The 16,299-nt window shown below is 41.9% G+C and carries 16 protein-coding genes and 1 tRNA gene; 15 read left to right on the top strand and 2 right to left on the bottom strand.

Annotation, left to right across the window (positions count from 1 at the left end; genetic code table 11):
• The first annotated feature begins 76 nt into the window (after window positions 1-76).
• The 8 genes from BTR_RS11480 to BTR_RS11445 all read left to right on the top strand — a co-directional run bounded on the left by BTR_RS11480 (window position 77) and on the right by BTR_RS11445 (window position 7,597).
• Window positions 77-1,366 carry a phage tail sheath C-terminal domain-containing protein gene (locus BTR_RS11480; protein WP_012231797.1) on the top strand — a complete coding sequence of 430 codons (1,290 nt, stop codon included), beginning with the start codon at window positions 77-79 and terminating at the stop codon, window positions 1,364-1,366.
• Window positions 1,363-1,881, top strand: a complete 519-nt coding sequence (locus tag BTR_RS11475) for a phage major tail tube protein (RefSeq protein ID WP_012231796.1) — start codon at window positions 1,363-1,365, stop codon at window positions 1,879-1,881. The genes BTR_RS11480 and BTR_RS11475 overlap by 4 nt, the downstream gene beginning before the upstream one ends.
• Before the next feature lie 9 nt (window positions 1,882-1,890).
• A complete protein-coding gene (locus tag BTR_RS11470) occupies window positions 1,891-2,304 on the top strand; it encodes a hypothetical protein (protein ID WP_012231795.1) in 414 nt (137 codons plus the stop codon).
• A 131-nt stretch (window positions 2,305-2,435) separates the two neighbouring features.
• Window positions 2,436-4,772 carry a phage tail tape measure protein gene (locus BTR_RS11465; RefSeq protein WP_012232189.1) on the top strand — a complete coding sequence of 779 codons (2,337 nt, stop codon included), beginning with the start codon at window positions 2,436-2,438 and terminating at the stop codon, window positions 4,770-4,772.
• 156 nt (window positions 4,773-4,928) lie between these two features.
• Window positions 4,929-5,399 (top strand): phage tail protein, encoded by a 471-nt coding sequence (locus BTR_RS11460; protein WP_012231793.1) that lies wholly within the window; start codon window positions 4,929-4,931, stop codon window positions 5,397-5,399.
• On the top strand, window positions 5,396-5,650 hold the full coding sequence (locus BTR_RS11455) for a tail protein X (protein ID WP_012231792.1): 255 nt from the start codon (window positions 5,396-5,398) through the stop codon (window positions 5,648-5,650). Before BTR_RS11460 ends, BTR_RS11455 begins: the two co-directional genes overlap by 4 nt.
• On the top strand, window positions 5,650-6,633 hold the full coding sequence (locus BTR_RS11450) for a phage late control D family protein (protein ID WP_012231791.1): 984 nt from the start codon (window positions 5,650-5,652) through the stop codon (window positions 6,631-6,633). The genes BTR_RS11455 and BTR_RS11450 overlap by 1 nt, the downstream gene beginning before the upstream one ends.
• 142 nt (window positions 6,634-6,775) lie before the next feature.
• On the top strand, window positions 6,776-7,597 hold the full coding sequence (locus BTR_RS11445; RefSeq protein ID WP_012231790.1) for a DNA adenine methylase: 822 nt from the start codon (window positions 6,776-6,778) through the stop codon (window positions 7,595-7,597).
• Between the two features lie 250 nt (window positions 7,598-7,847).
• On the opposite strand, the gene BTR_RS11440 is transcribed toward BTR_RS11445, so the two are convergent.
• Window positions 7,848-7,922: transfer RNA gene (locus BTR_RS11440), tRNA-Gly, on the bottom strand.
• Between the two features lie 186 nt (window positions 7,923-8,108).
• Here BTR_RS11440 and BTR_RS11435 point away from each other — a divergent pair.
• The 4 genes from BTR_RS11435 to holA all read left to right on the top strand — a co-directional run bounded on the left by BTR_RS11435 (window position 8,109) and on the right by holA (window position 11,877).
• Entirely contained in the window at window positions 8,109-9,086 is a 978-nt protein-coding gene (locus BTR_RS11435; RefSeq protein WP_012232587.1) for an ABC transporter substrate-binding protein, read from the top strand.
• 62 nt (window positions 9,087-9,148) lie between these two features.
• On the top strand, window positions 9,149-10,045 hold the full coding sequence (locus BTR_RS11430; RefSeq protein WP_012232586.1) for an ABC transporter permease: 897 nt from the start codon (window positions 9,149-9,151) through the stop codon (window positions 10,043-10,045).
• Window positions 10,038-10,832, top strand: a complete 795-nt coding sequence (locus tag BTR_RS11425) for an ABC transporter ATP-binding protein (protein ID WP_012232585.1) — start codon at window positions 10,038-10,040, stop codon at window positions 10,830-10,832. Before BTR_RS11430 ends, BTR_RS11425 begins: the two co-directional genes overlap by 8 nt.
• A gap of 4 nt (window positions 10,833-10,836) precedes the next feature.
• Window positions 10,837-11,877: a DNA polymerase III subunit delta gene (gene holA / locus BTR_RS11420; RefSeq protein ID WP_012232584.1), complete on the top strand. Its 1,041-nt coding sequence runs from the start codon at window positions 10,837-10,839 to the stop codon at window positions 11,875-11,877.
• 291 nt (window positions 11,878-12,168) lie between these two features.
• Here the strand turns inward: holA and BTR_RS13050 are convergent, their stop codons facing one another.
• Window positions 12,169-12,312, bottom strand: coding sequence for a hypothetical protein (locus BTR_RS13050; protein WP_158305319.1), 144 nt, complete (start codon window positions 12,310-12,312; stop codon window positions 12,169-12,171).
• A 525-nt stretch (window positions 12,313-12,837) separates the two neighbouring features.
• On the opposite strand from BTR_RS13050, the gene BTR_RS11415 reads away from it, so the two are divergent.
• From BTR_RS11415 to BTR_RS11405, 3 genes are all read left to right on the top strand, one after another.
• Complete coding sequence (locus BTR_RS11415; RefSeq protein WP_012232583.1) at window positions 12,838-13,776, top strand: prephenate/arogenate dehydrogenase family protein; 939 nt, start codon at window positions 12,838-12,840, stop codon at window positions 13,774-13,776.
• Window positions 13,777-14,935: 1,159 nt separating this feature from the next.
• Entirely contained in the window at window positions 14,936-15,787 is an 852-nt protein-coding gene (locus tag BTR_RS11410) for a YihY/virulence factor BrkB family protein (RefSeq protein ID WP_012232582.1), read from the top strand.
• A gap of 35 nt (window positions 15,788-15,822) precedes the next feature.
• Window positions 15,823-16,299 carry a YaiI/YqxD family protein gene (locus BTR_RS11405; protein WP_038474778.1) on the top strand — a complete coding sequence of 159 codons (477 nt, stop codon included), beginning with the start codon at window positions 15,823-15,825 and terminating at the stop codon, window positions 16,297-16,299.

Raw genomic sequence — 16,299 nt, 5'->3', positions numbered from 1 at the left:
TTTTTTGACTGACAGTGTCAGACTTATGAAAGGGAGCTCTTGTTGTTATGGTCTCTCCATTGATTTGGAGAGCAAAATGGCAATAGAATTTAATCATGGTATCCGCCTCATTGAGGATGGTCAAGCTTCTCGGCCCTTAGAGATGTTTAGCCAAACCGCCCTTGGGGCGGTTGTTACAGCCCCTGATGCTGACAACCAAGTTTTTCCCCTTAACGAGCCCGTGTTGGTCTTCACCCATGAGACAGACAAAATCCAAAAGCTTGGGACACGGGGCACAGCTCTTGATGTTATCAATGCCGTGCGCGCGCAAGGGATTGAGGCACAAGTGATCCTTGTGCGGGTGGAAGAAAAGTCAACCATTGCTGAGACACAAGCTGAAATGGTGGGATCAAATACTCACTTGACCGGTGTGCATGCCTTGGCTCATGCGCGGGGGCATTTGGGGGTGGAACCTGGAATTTTACTTGCACCAGCTTATAGTGCAGGGCGCCTTGATAATGGCAAAAACCCTGTGGCAGATGCTTTGGAACAGGTGGCAGAAAAGCTACAAGCCATTGCTGTGTTTGATACGGGGGGTAAAAATACGCAAGAAAGCCTTGCCTATCGTGCAGATTTTTCCTCACGCTTTTGTTATCTGATTGATCCCTTTGTACGGGTGGCAAATCGTGAGGGAGGTGTGAGTATAAAACCCGCAAGTCCTTTTGCCGCCGCCATGTTTATCAAACGTGACAAGCAAAGGGGCGGTGTTTTCTGGTCTCCCTCCAATCAAGATGTGCATGGTATTTTAGGGACAGCACGCCCCATTAGCTATTTTGATGGGGAAATTGATCATGAGGCAAACCGTCTCAATAAAGCCGATATTGCGACCTTTATTCCCGCGCGCCTTAGTCAAAATGGGCAGGGAGAAGTAGCTTCCAATGGGCGCATTTTATGGGGCAATCATACCACCTCCAGTGATCCGCTTTGGCGTTTTGTCAATGTGGTGCGCACCCGTGCGGCACTGGAAAAAACCATCATGAACAATTTACGCCCTTGGGCTAATGATGAGAATCTCACCGGTCAACATGTTATTGCCATTACCCGCTCTTTGACCAGCTTTCTTGATGATATGATTGCACGCGGTGCACTGCTTGGTGGGCGGGTTTGGTTTGATCGGGATTTAAATTCAAACAGCAATTTACAACTTGGCAAATTGCGGGTGGAATTTGATGCAGAAGAAGTGCCCCCTCTCGAAGATTTAAGCTTTGGCAGCCGGCGCAATGGTGCTTACTTTAATCGGCTGGCGCAAGATATCCAAAAGAAAATGACATATGCTTTTGGTGATACGCTAGAGGGGTATCGCAAAGCAGCAAGGAGTGACATATGACTTTAAGAATTGTTCGTGGTTTTACCCTGATTGTTGATGATGATGTCAATCTCCATCTTGATCTTGAAACCCTCAAATTGCCTACGTTAGAAGAAATCACAGAAACCTATCAACCAGGGGGCTCTGATATGCAAATTGATGTGAGCGGTCTTGGTGTCAAAGCATTAAATTTGCAAATGAAAATCCGCAGCCACACCCCTGAAGTGATTGGTATCTTTGGTGGTCCTCCTGGTCTTCGTCATAAATTTACCGGCAAAAAACATGTGGTGTCTGAAGAAGATGGACGCGAGCATGAACATTCCATTGATGTGACAGGGCGGTTGGTCAAGGTGGATAGCGAAGGCTTAACGGCAGGAAAAGCCACAGGCTATGATTGCGAGATCAAAAATATTTGGGACTATACGGAATTTTGGGATGGTTCTGTTTTACACCGCTTTTCTTTTAAACGGGGCGGTTGGCTTGTGCGCAATGGACAAGAGATTGGTGAACGGCGCCGCTCTATTCTCAATTTATAGGAATTGATCATGACAAGTTTACAAACCAGCCTTGATGTAGAGCTCCAAGTTCCCCTTGTTTATAAGGAGAGTGATGGCAAAGAATTGACACGGCACAAATTGACCTTTTATCGCCCAAACTTCAAGCAAGCACGCCAATTAGCCGTGTTGATTGGACCGCAGTTGGCAAAGCTTGTTCTGCTTGGCTTAGAAGAGGATAAAACAACATTGAGCAATGATGTGCTCATTCTTAAAGTTTGTGAGGCATTGCTTACCCATGAGGCGATGGAAGGAATAGCCGTGCTTTTAGCCGATATGTCTCATGAATCTGTTGAACTCATTAATCGTCTTGATGTTATCGATATTATGGCAGTGTTGAAGGCATTTTTTGCTTTTTTTCCCACACGCCAATCCTCTCTGCCAGACAATTTGGAGCAGAACTAGCCCTTTATTATCACTGGGCGCCTTCAGAGATTAACCAGATGGATTGGCTTGATGTGATTGCTTATCGAGAAGAACTCGCGCGCCTTAAACAACAAGAATATGAAAGCCAAATGTTAGGATAAGATGCAATCATGGATGTTTCCCTTGTTGTGCGTTTTGTTAATCATCTGCAAGAGGGGATCGCTTCTGCCAAGCGAGACTTAAGAGCCTTTAGTTTAGATGTTGCGCATTTCCAAAACCAGACACGAAAACATTTTAAAGGGTGGTTTGACCCTGAGCATCTTAAGGAAGCCACAGCCCATGCAGAAAATGCTTTTATCCATGCGCGTGGGCGCATGGTGGGGGCGATTGCGCAAACCGCAACCTTGATTGCCCCTCTTTATAAAGCCATGCAATTTGATCAATCAATGAAGGGCTTGGAAAAGGTTCTGGATGCTCCCCTTGATCGTTTAAAAGAATTGCGCCGTTTTGCTTTGGAAACCTCTACAAAGATCCCTTTGGCTGCCCGTGAAGTCTTAGAATTGATGACCAGTGCTAGCCAAGCAGGCATTGGTGAACAAGATCTCGAGGCTTTTAGCATTTATGCGGCCAAAGCGGCTGTTGCTTTTGATATGACAGGGGATCAGATTGGGGAACGCTTTGCCAAATTGCGCAATGTCTTTAAGCTTAATCAGGAAGGTATTGAAGATCTAGGGGATGCCATCAACCATCTCTCTAACCACATGGCAGCAAAGGCCAGTGAGGTGTCTGATTTTACCAATCGTGCCACCGGTGCAGCCACTATGTTTAAGTTGACAGCGCGCGAAACCGCGGCATTTGGTACAGCGATGATTTCTGCTGGGATTGTTCCAGAGAGTGCGGCGCGTGGTTTTAATACGATGAGTGCGCGCATTCAAGCAGGAGGCAAACATATTGAAGATGCCTTTAGCAATATTGGGCTCTCACGCCAGAAATTCATGGAAGATTTGGAGAAAGATGCCACCGGTACCTTGGTGCGCTTTTTTAATGTGTTGGGCAAATCTGAACAAGGGATGCGCTCTCTGATTGCCATTGCAGGGCGGGAGTTTACCGGTGATTTTGCCAAATTGGTGGGGAACCCCCAATTGTTAGGGCAAGCTTTAGATTATGTGAAAGATCCACAAGTCTTTAAAGGCTCTGTAGAACAAGAAGCCGATAAACAAGCAACCGGTGCCATGCGGCAATTTGAACTGTTGCAAAACCGTATTGTGGCTTTAGGGATCACCATTGGTGAAGTGCTCCTGCCTCCTCTCAACAGTCTCATGGAAAGTGTTGGGGGATTTGTCAATGGTTTGATGGCGTGGGCTAATGAACACCCTGTTTTAACCGGTGTGATCATCAAAACCATTGCCGCCCTGATGGCTTTTAATATTGCTTTGCGGGTTGTACGTTTTACCATGGCGGGAACCCGCCTTGGGCTTCTTCAATTGATGGGCTCTTTTATCAAGATGAGGGTTGTGAGCCGCACGCTGAAGGCAAGTTGGCGCGGATTAGTCGCTTCAGGGCGCTCATTGGGTTTAATGGCAGCAGGGCTTGGTGGGAGTGCGCTGCGTCTTCTTCGCCCCATGACTTTACTTGTGGGGGCTTTACGGGGGATAGCCGTTTCAGGTGCGGCATTTTCTGCCTCTTTTGGCTTTATTGGGACAGTCATCGAAGTGGTTGGGGCAGCTATTGCCTCTGTTGTGGGGGGGATTTTTACCCCAATAGGGGCTCTCATTGCTGCTGTTGTGGCTGTCATCCTTGCTGCTGGTTTTGCTTTGTGGAAATATTGGGATCGTTTTTCTTCTTTTGTCAAAGGTTTTGCACGGGGGATAACACGGGCTTGGGGCCAAGCCTTTGAAGCCGTTATGCGTTTTTTTGGTGCCGATACGGCAACCATCACCAAATGGAAAAATATCATTGCTGCTGCTTTTGATCTCTCTTCCCATTGGCAAAAGTTTAAACAAGGACTTTCCTCTGTTTCTCAAAGCTTTGCTGGTTTGTGGGAGGGTGTTAAACAAAGCTTTTCCAACTTTTGGCAATGGTTGGGAAGCTTTTTTGTCCGCGAAAAGCTCACAGAGAGTGCCAAGGTTGGTATGGAACAAGCCGGTGAAGATTTAGCGAGTTGGATTGTTGATGGTTTTATGTCGTCCATCTCACAATTGATGGATTATTGTAAATCTTTACCTCACCGCATAAAGGGGTGGATTGGGTCGATTGATGTAAGAGATTTTTTGCCAAGTTTTTTAGGAGGCAAAACGTCCATCCAACCCATAGTACAATTTGCGGGGGCTTCTCCTGTAAATTCATCTGCCAGAGAACCAAGAGACAAAGACCGTTCCCCCATCACCCACAATCAAAATGTCACAGTGCATGTTAATGGGGCGCGTGACCCCATGGCCACCGGTCGTGCGGTTGCTCATGCTTTGCAACGGGCACGCGCCAATGCGCTGCATGGTGGCACAGAATGATAAGGACGACAGAATAAGGGAAGAGACGACGTGCTGGAAAGAACACAATGAGGGGAGGGATGAAGTGCTAGGATGGCGCAATGGTAGGAGAGATGCAATGATACGTTTCGAAAGAAATGACGTGCTGGAAGGGATACAATCAATGGGAGGGCGTCTATGAGAGATCCTTTGCTGATGTTAGGTCCACATCTCTTTTATGTAGACTGGCTTAATTTCCAATCGTTTGAGGAAGAGTTCTCTGCCTCCTGGGTTTGCTTAGAGCGTTTTGGTGAGGCTCCTGGTTTGCAATTTACCGGCTATGGCAATGATCCCAAAACCATCCACGGGGTGTTGTTTCCAGAAGAGTTTGGGGACCGGGTAGCGATAGATGCCATCACCAGAACCATTCGTGCAGCCAAGCCCGTTCAGATGATTCGTTGGATGAGTGACAACGGCTATAGTGCCATTCTCCATGGATCTGTAGTGATCACCAGTGTCACGAAAGACCATGATTACATCAGTCGCTCTGGTCAATCGGGGCGTATTCGCTATGCCATTAGCTTGTTACCGTTTTTCGATGGTGGAAAACCGCAAGGACAATACCAAGAGGGATATGATCAATATTCCCAAGGAGGAGAAACGCCATGAAGATACCAGAAAAGCATCTCGTGGTAGAGCTAGAGGATATGAGTCTTGATCTAATCTGCTTTCAACATGCTATGGCTGTATTAGGAGACCGTTCTCAAGTTGGAGCGATCAAAGGTTATTGTGAAGCTACTTTGCAAGCCAATCCAGGTATTGCAGGGTATGGTGCTCTGTTGCCGCGGGGCTTAAAGGTCATTCTGCCTGAATTTTTATCATGTGAAAAGAACAGCGTGGTCAAAAGGCTATGGGATTAATGCGCACACATCCTTTTATTGAGGTGAGGGTGGGGGAGAATCTTGTCCATGAGGTTTTTTACCAGCGTCTTTTAACGGCAACCATTACCGATCATGTGGGCAATGAAGCCGATACATTTGAAGCGGAGTTTGATGATAGTGGCAATGATTTAGAGATTCCCTCCAGTAACAGCGCACTCCATGTCACCTTTGGCTATCAAAACAGCATCCGTGCCTTTATGGGGCGTTTTGTTGTTGAGTCGGTGGTGAGTATTGGGGGCAGTGATGGAGAGATTTTACGCCTTTGTGGCAAAAGTGCCTCGATGCGCAAAGAACTTAAAGAACAGGCGAGTGAACATTTTGACCACAAAACCATTGCTGAGATTGTTGAGGCCCTTGCCAAACGCCATGGTTATCAAGCAAAGGTCAGTCCACAATTTACCAAACAAACCTTGCCTTATGTGGTGCGCACCGATCAATCGGCGGTTGACTTTTTAACCCGCCTTGCGGACCGCATGCGGGCGCGTTTTTTAATCAAAGACCATAAGTTTTTATTTTTAAGCGGGGATAATTTACCAGCACTCGACATCCATAAGCATGACTGTTCCAGCTGGGAATTCACCCTAGAGCCGCGCACCCAATACGGCACCATCGAAACTTCTTATTTTGATCGCGCAAAAGGGCAACAATGCCAAGTCAAGCATCAAACAGGGTTTACTGGTCCCGTACGTCGTCTGCGCAGTTGTTATCCAAGTCAAGAAGAAGCACAAGCGGCGGCTGCCTCCGAGTCGGATCGCTTATGCCGTGCTGTAGGCAGTGGCTCCTTAACTCTTGCGGGACGCCCTGAAATCATGGCGGATCAACCGCTGCTGCTTCAAGGGTTCCGTAAAGAAATTAATGGGTCATGGAAAGCCGCTACCGTCACCCACCGCTATGAAAAACAAAGCGGTTACACAACAGAAATTACCTTTGAGGCACCAAATCAAGGAAAGGAACAAAAATAGAGGCTGGGCTGGTCACCCAGGCAACGGGAGAAAGTTTTGCGACAACCCCGTCCGATGCAACTTAACTTAACATCACAGCTACTTCTTATCACTTAAAGCAATGAGAAGACGGTTAACATAGATGAAAGAGTGTTAAAAAATAATGGATATACTTCATAAGGAAAAATTAAAATCTGTTGAACCTATTTCACCAGCTGCTGCTTATATTGGGGGCAAAAGAAGATTAGCCAAAACCATTGTCAAAATCATTGAAGATATTCCACATAGCATTTATGCCGAGCCTTTCGTTGGTATGGGTGGAATATTCTTTAGACGGAAACTGATACCATCAACTGAAATTATCAATGATTTTTCAGGAGATGTGGTGAATTTTTTTCGGGTGTTACAACGCCATTATCACCCTTTTATAGAACTGTTAGCGTTTCAAATAAGCAGCCGTGAGACGTTTGAACGCTTACAGACACAAAATCCAGAAACGCTTACGGATTTAGAACGGGCTTTGCGGTTTTTATATTTGCAGCGTTTAAGTTTTAGTGGGAAAGTAGCAGAGCGTACGTTTAGAGTTGAGACAGACCGGTGTGCACGGTTTAATCCCTTCAAACTTGAAGGTATATTAAAGCTTATTTACCGCCGTTTAGCGAGAGTTATCATTGAACATTTAGATTGGTCTGATTTTATTGTGCGTTATGACCGGCCAAATACCTTGTTTTATCTTGATCCACCTTATTTTGGTGTTGAGGATTATTATGGCAAGGACTTGTTTAAGCGGGAGGATTACCAGACGATGTCTATGCTGCTTGCACAATTAAAGGGGAAGTTTCTTCTCTCTCTCAATGATGTGCCAGAGATTCGAAAAACCTTCAGTCAATTCCATATAAAAGAGGTAAGAACAATTTATTCCTGTAATTTGTCAAATAATGCGATTCCGGCAAAGGAACTCATCATTACCAATTGTGATATTTAGGAGAAGAGAAAAAGATCTATTAAAGGGATTTAAACAATCTTTGAAAGGTCTTTGAAGACCCTTTGAGAACCTCTTAAAATCATCTAAAAGAAAATAAATTGGTACAAAACATAGTGTCAAAATATACAAAACACGCTGGCAAGCTACATTGACGCAAAACCTGCTGTCAAATTGTGTAAAACTTGCTGACAAGCCACAAAGACCGCCCCGCAAACTACATCCACACAAGAACGAATCAATCAAAATTCAATGGAGCGGGCGATGGGATTCGAACCCACGACCCCAACCTTGGCAAGGTTGTGCTCTACCCCTGAGCTACACCCGCTCACCGATTCGATATATACTTTGCTTGTATGGCGTAGGCTTCTGCGAATTGCAACAAAAAAATATCATTTCACTTTGATTTATTTTGTCTATGTTTCGATAAAATGAAATAAAGATTGATTTTAGAAGATTCTTCAGTAATAAACTGTTCCTTTTTTAATTTTTGCATGCAGAGGGGTAGAGTATCATGTTGAAGAGAATAAATATATTAGGGGTTATCATTGCTGCTGTTTTTATGGTGAACAGTGTTGCAAAAGCGGATGATCAAGTTAAACGCGTTAAAGTTGCTTTAACACAAATTATGGTCCATCCTGCTGCGGATACTGTTCGTAAAGGTGTGGAAGATGTTCTTGCAGAAAATGGTTATAAGCAAGGTGAAAACTTTCAACTGACCTTTTTATCAGCGCAGGGCAATATTTCAACAGCAACGCAAATTGCACGTAAATTTGTTGGTGATAAACCTGATGTTATTGTGGCGATTACCACGCCTTCAGCACAAACAATGCTTGCGGCAACCAAAACAATTCCTATCGTCTTTGCAGCGATTTCTGATCCTATCGGAGCTAAAATCGTTTCTTCGCTTACCAAGCCTGGTGGTAATATGACGGGGAGTTCTGATCGTATAGATGTTGCAGAAAGTGTTAAACTTTTGCACGAAGTAAAACCAGATTTGAAAAAAATTGGTTATCTTTATAATGCTTCTGAAGCTAATTCTGTTTCAACACTTAAAGTGTTAAAGGATGCGGCAAAAAAAGCTGGAATTGAAATCATTCCTTCATCGGCACCAAAGCCTTCAGATGTTCAGGCGGCAACACGGGCTTTAATCGGTAAGGTAGATATCATTTTTATTCCCGCTGATAATACAGTTCTTTCTGTTTTAGAGGGTGCTGTAAAGGTCACGCAGGAAGCAAATGTGCCTGTGTTTACTGTTGATGCTAATTCTATTGGACGCGGTCCTTTTATGACGCAAGGTGTGAATTTCTATGATGTAGGGGTTGATGCTGGGAAGTTGGTTGTGCGTATTCTAAAAGGTGAAAAGCCTGGTGATATTGATGTTGTGCAGGCGGCTAATAATGACATTCGAATTGATATGAAAGCAGCCAAAAAAGCAGGGATTGTTATTCCGCAGGCGGTTATTGATCGTGCGACAAAAGTGATTCAATAACTTTTGTTGATAGGGTGTTGATACAATAAAAACCGTTAAGTTTTCATGGAGATTGTCTTTACATGAATATATTTGCGTTTTCTGGTGCTGTGGAATTAGGCCTTATTTACGCGTTTGTTGCTATAGGGGTTTATCTCTCATTTCGCGTTTTAGACTTTCCTGATTTAACAGTTGATGGCTCGTTTCTTCTTGGGTCCTGTGTCTGTGGCGTTTTGATTATTTTAGGTTTTAACCCATGGACAGCTATGGCATGCGCTTTTTGTGCTGGTATGGCTGCTGGTTTATTAACAGCTCTATTGAATTTGCGTTTTGGTATTTTGAATCTTTTGGCTTCTATTTTGACAATGTCAGCGCTTTATACGGTTAACCTTCGTATTATGGGAATTATGGGAGGGTCTAATGTTAATTTAGCGCTTGCTGATACGGCGTTAACGCCCTTTTATAATCTGTTTGGGTTGTCCGATATCTTTGTGCGCCCTCTTTTTGTTGGTACTGTATTGCTGGTTGTGGCATTTTTTATCTGGCGCTTTTTGGAAAGTGAAATTGGTCTTGCTATGCGCGCAATGGGAGCTAATCCACGCATGGCGACCGCTCAAGGTGTTCATACATCAGCATTGATTTATTTTGGTATGGGGCTTTCCAATGCCTGCGTTGCACTTGGTGGTTCTCTTTATATTCAAACTGCTATCGCAACGGATATTACTGGTGGAATTGGTACAATTGTTTTCGGGTTGGCTGCCGTGATTATTGGTGAAACGCTCTTTCGGACGCGCAATATTTTTTGGATTATAATCAGTTGTATTGTGGGGTCTGTGCTTTATCGTGTGGCGGTGCAATTTGCATTTGAAGCCAATGGAATTGGTATTGATACGTCGACAGATCTTCAGTTGATTACTTCACTGTTGGTTGTGTTAACTCTTATTGTGCCACGCTATTGGAGGAGGCGTAAACGTGATTGAGTTTTTTCATGTGGGGGTTACATTTAAACCGCAAACGCCTTTGGAAAAACAGGCTTTAATTGATATTAACCTCAAAATTGATCAGGGTAGCTTTGTTACGGTTATCGGTTCAAATGGTGCGGGTAAGTCAACGTTGCTTAGTGTTTTGGCGGGGGCAACGCTTCCCTCGACGGGGAAAGTGGTTATCAATGGACAAAATGTTTCCAGGCAATCCGTTAGCGAACGTGCTGGAAGGGTTGCTTGTGTTTTTCAAGATTCGTTAAAGGGAAGTTGTGGTTCTTTAACAATTGAAGAAAATTTGGCTCTTGCTGCTCTTCGGGGAAATCGTCGTAGTTTGCGTTCAGCTTTAAACCATGAAAAAAGGCAATTTTTTCGAGAGAAAATTGCTCAATTAGGCATTGGTCTTGAAGCATATATTCACAATCCTATGGACAGTTTATCCGGTGGACAACGCCAAGCCGTTTGTCTTGTGATGGCAACATTAGCTCATGCGGATGTTTTATTACTTGATGAACATACCTCAGCACTTGATCCTAGAATGGCTGATTTTGTAATGCGGTTGACTGAAAAAATCGTTGAAGAGAAAAAATTAACGACTATTATGGTAACCCATTCTATGCGTCAGGCTCTTGATTATGGCGATCGCACATTGATGTTGCATGGTGGAAAAGTGATTTTAGATGTCTGTCATGAAGAGCGTAAGGGCTTGGATGTCAATGATTTAATTGGTATGTTTCAGAAAGTGCGCGGGGAAGTTCTTGATGATGATGAACTGTTAATGGATTAATAGTGTGGCTCAGAAAAAAGCACATGAGGTTGATCAGTTTCTAACGCGTTTCTCACGTGCTTTTCCTATTGTTCTCATTTATGGGCCAGATCGTGGTCTTATTTGTGAACGTGCCCAACGTTTTGCGAAGCTCACAAAAGTCGCAATAGAAGATCCATTTTCGACAATTCGTTTGGATGCTGCTGACATTGATAAAGATCCCGCATGTTTGGAAAATGAAGCGCGTACTTTTTCGCTTTTTGGGGGAGATCGTTTGATATGGATTTCTCATGCTGCTAACCAAAAAGGTTTTCTTGCAGCCTTGAAGCTTTTAATTGAGAAACCACCAGAAAAAAGTTTTATTCTCATTGAGGCAGGGGATTTAAAAAAAGGAACAGGGTTGCGCAATGTTATTGAAACGGCAGCAAATGCAATGGCTCTGCCCTGTTTTGCCGATGATATGCGTTCTCTTGACGGTTTGATTGATGAGGTTTTAGGGCAGTTTAAGAAGACTCTTTCTTTGGATGCACGTAGATGGTTGCATGAAAGTTTAGGGGTAGATCGTCTTGTATCACGCGGTGAATTAGAGAAGCTTTGTCTTTACGCTTTAAATGTTCATATTACTCTTGAAGATGTGAAAGCTATTGTAAGTGATGTAAGTGCTCTTTCTCAAGATGAAATTATTGATGCTCTTTTATTGGGCGATATATCAGGCTTTGAAGCGCATTTTAACCGACATGCAGCATTGCAGGGGGCGCTTTTTTTTATTTTAAGTACAGCACAAAGGCATTTTCAGCAGTTACAGCTCTTGCGTTATCAGGTAGAGGTTGAAGGAAAAACACCTGTTACGGTGGTTTCTCAAGCGCGTCCTCCTATTTTTTTTCAACGGAAAAAAAACGTTGAACAAGCTGTAAAATATTGGAAGTTAGAACAGATTTCTTACGCAATGGAAAGAATTCAGAGTGCTGTTTTAGAAAGCCGTAAAAATCCGCTTTTGGGTGAAGCTATCATTCGTCAAGCTTTGTTAGGACTCACAATTATTGCACGACGCCAAATAGCAGCTTAACATATTTTAAAATATAATGATTTTTTATTTTCAGTACAGCACAAAGGCATTTTCAGCAGTTACAGCTCTTGCATTATCAGGTAGAAGTTGAAGGAAAATCACCTTTTACGGTGATTTCTCAAGTGCATACTCATATTTAGAGCAAGTCTTGTTCATAGAACCTTTAGTGAAGTAAATCACATGAGTGGTTAGTGATATAAGGGGTCAAATAAAATTTTACGCATTCGGTATTTTTTATGAGAATATGTGATGAATATGAGGCTTTCTCATAGAATTCTATGGGGGTGTTCTTTATGCAAAGCATAATGTTACAAGATACATTTGTTTTAAAAATTCATGCGCTTTCTTAAAAACATTTTTCAATGCGGTTATACCTATTTCGTGACGGTTCTTATGAATGGTACAACGGTAAAGCTTTTCGTAAGTACAATTCATTGAACATTCCCGCTTCTACGCTTAACAAAAGTGTAAATCGGTATTCATTACATCCTTTTCTAGCCTCTAATGTTACGATAATCTTTGGCATTAAGAGAGCATGAGGCTTTTTATTTCTTCTTTTAAGTGTTTTTATCTATATGCTATCCCTTTGTGTGAGGTGCAAAAGACATAACAACATAAGAAGGCTTAAAATGAAATAATTCTTCAGTATTTAAGGGATTTCTTTCAATATAAAATATTGTAATTATCTTTATGGATCAATGTGTTGTATGCGATTAAGCAATGAAGTGAGAATTTAGAAGCTTGGTGTTACATTTTTTGTCATGTATTTTTTGCATTTTCTAGGTAAAAATGATCTGTTGTTTGTTTGTACAGGTGAGGATTGATAAACTGCGTTATTCTTTATTACCAAGTTGTCGTTTTTTAATATTTTGCGCATAACTCTTGAACGAACAAACAGGAAAATGATGATTTTTAAAATTGTTTTTGTTGCCATTTGCAAAAAATCTTTAAAGGTAAGAGATGTCCCATATTCAATTTGAAAGAATAGCACTCATTGGAATCGGTCTGATTGGATCTTCTTTGGCAAGAGTGATAAAGAAGAAAAATCTTTCCGCTCAGATTTCTATTGCAACGCGTCGTCAAGAAACACTGGAAAGAGCGCGTGAATTGGAACTTGGAGATTTTTATACAACGGATAATGCAGAGGCTGTTGAAGGTGCTGATCTCGTTATTATCTCTGTTCCTGTTGGAGCGAGTGCAGAGGTGGCGAAAAACATTCATGATCATTTAAAGCCAGGGGCGATTGTGAGTGATGTTGGTTCTACAAAGGAATTGGTTATTACAGAAATGGCGCCTTTATTGCCCAAAACGGTTCATTTTATTCCGGGGCATCCTATTGCTGGAACGGAATATTCAGGTCCGGATGCTGGTTTTGCTGATTTGTTTATCAATCGCTGGTGTATTTTAACGCCTTTTGCGGAGAGTGATGCGACGGCTGTAGCACGATTGACAGCATTTTGGGAAGCTTGTGGGGCACGTGTCGAAAAAATGGAGCCTAAGCATCATGATCTTGTTTTGGCAATTGTTTCGCATTTGCCGCATTTGATTGCCTATAATATTGTTGGGACAGCGAGTGATTTAGAAAAAGTAACAAATTCAGAAGTGATTGCTTATTCCGCTTCTGGTTTTCGTGATTTTACACGTTTGGCATCTTCTGATCCTGTTATGTGGCGCGATATTTGTTTGCATAATAAAGAGGCTATTTTAGAAATGTTGGGTCGTTTTAGTGAAGGGCTTGCTTTTTTAGAACAGGCAATTCGTTTGGGTGATGGTGAAACACTGTTTAATTTTTTTACGCGTACGCGTGCTGTGCGCCGTAATATCATTGCGGCGGGACAGGAAATTGATGCTCCTGATTTTGGGCGTCATAGCGTTTCTCAAAGAGGGGATGTAAAATAAAAGATTTTTGAATTTTTCGCTGTTGTTTTACTTATTCTTATCATGCCCCTTCAGATATCTGTTCTTTTAAATTGTGCGTTATGGTAAAGGTACGGCGCTGTTCTTAATCGTTTGCACGACGATAAGTGGTGCCTGCTTACCTTTATCTCCCATCCTGTGCTATAAAATAGTTTTTGTACCCTCACGAGGGGACCTCGTTGTTTTGGTTAAAAAATACGCATAAATGAGAGCGAAAAGAAATGTGCTTCAAGTTCAATTTATTTCATATCAATGGAGATGCAATTCTTTATTAAATGGATCACGACTGTAAAAAGAATGAAAGCATTTTTTTGAAAGATAAAGGCTTTGTTCAATAATCTTTCGTACTGCTAATGGTAAAGATCTATAAAACTCCTCTATAGTATTACTCTTTACATTATTGAGCCGAGAATTATATTCTCGTCAATTCGATTTTCGCAAATATAACCTAAGGGATTTGCGAAGGGTTTTTCAGGGAGAAAGGTTTGTATGAGTGCCTGTAAATCAATGCAAATCTGAGTCTATTATGGGTGTTGTTTTGCAAAGTGTTTTATAAAAGCAGGGGGGTATTCTCCAATCGGTAGCTGGTACATTTTTCATTTTATGATATGGTTTTCTTCATAAAGTTTCTACGATTGCTGTCAATTGTAAATGAATATTCAAACCACATGCAGCAACATGTTTGAGAAAAATATTAAGATAATTCAGTGTGTTTATTTTTTAGCTTTTGTATGCCAGTTTGGGGTGGGAATATTTTCTCTGTTTGATTGATCTTTTGAAGCGGGAAAACAAATCTATCTGAGAACAATGTAAATGTAAAAGACGTAAAGGTAGAGCTCATTTCTGTCTATTTTCTTTTAGTTTAAGCGTTAAAATGTGATAAAACATTCATGGAAATATCTTTGCTTCACGATTTTATTCTTTTGCGTTCTTTAATGGAGGGTGGCTCTCATGTGAAACGCTTCAAACAGAATACATTTGGTTGGTAAAATTTGTTGGCTTTTCAGTTTTTGGATAGGAGGAGGCTTGACCACATGAATTGCTGCCCTTTATACTAAGAAGGGTTTGTTTTTTAAGTCTCGATGGTTTTTATAAAACGTGAGATAACTGAAAAAAGGATATTACCAGAAAGTATTGAGGTTTGTTGAAAAATATCTTTTGGTATAGCTATCGTATTTTTGGTGATGCAATAAGTCATTATTGGCGTGATAGTGGAAGTGCTTTTGCAAGCCATGTTGCACTATCTGGTCTTTTGGCATTTTTTCCTTTTTTTATTTTTGGAACATTTTTTGCTCGTTTTCTTGGGGCTTTTACTTATACACCGCAAAAAATTAAAGCGCTGGTGCAGTTATTGCCTGATGTCATTGCAGAACCTTTATCTCAGGAAATTGTCAATGTTTTAACTCTTCATCAAGGAGGTGTGTTGACGCTTTCTATCATTGGAACGGCTTATTTTGCTTCTAATGGAATAGAAGCTTTGCGTACGGCCTTGAATAAAGCTTACCGTGTGACTGATCGACGGAGTTGGTTTTTTTGTCGTTTTCAAAGTTTGTTTTTTGTGATCCTTGGAGCTTTTGGTCTTGTGGTGATGAGCTTTTTATTGATTTTAGCACCTTTGCTGATTAAAATTATGCAAAATCATCCTTTTTTTATGACTGAATATATTGGGGTCATTCGTTTATGGCGTTATACAATTGCAGTCGTTATTTTGTTTATCAGTCTTTTGATTGTTCATAAATGGCTTCCAGCAGGGCAGCGGAAATTTATAGATATTTTACCAGGAATCGTGGTGACAATGTTTGTATGGTTTATGGCTTCTCTTGCTTTTGCACAATATTTAACAATGTTTGACTATATTTCGACCTATGCAGGGTTAGCATCTATTATGGTTGCCATTATTTTTCTTTACATATTAAGCGCAATTTTTATTTTGGGAGGTGAAATAAACGCTGCAATAATGTTTTATCGCAATTATGGGCAATCTCCTCGATGAATGCAAAAGCCTTTAGATCGTATGAAAACCAAAAGATGGGGCAAGGAATAAGACCAGCTATTACTTTATTGGTTGATGCAGATGCCTGCCCTGTCAAAGCTGAGATTTATCGTGTTATGAATCGTTATCAGCTTAAGACATTTATTGTCGCGAACCGTTTTCTTTCTGTTCCCCACGAAGAACTCATTGAAAGAATCGTTGTTTCTGGTGGGTTTGATAGTGCTGATGATTGGATTGTAGAACATGTCCATGAGGCGAGTATCGTTATTACCAGTGATATCCCTTTAGCAGCACGGGTTGTAAGGTCTGGGGGGCTTTGTCTTTCGCCAACGGGGCGTATTTTTGATGCTAATTCAATTGGTCAAGCTTTAGTCATGCGCAATTTGATGGAAGATTTGCGAGAGCAAGGGCATGTCACAGGAGGACCACGCCCTTTTTGTGGTAAAGATCGTTCTGCTTTTTTGTCAGCATTGGATTTGACAATCCAACGTTTAAAAAGGCGCGGTTATTAG

The sequence above is a fragment of the Bartonella tribocorum CIP 105476 genome, from assembly GCF_000196435.1.
Classification (GTDB): domain Bacteria; phylum Pseudomonadota; class Alphaproteobacteria; order Rhizobiales; family Rhizobiaceae; genus Bartonella; species Bartonella tribocorum.
This window is presented reverse-complemented; position numbering and strand designations above follow the sequence as displayed.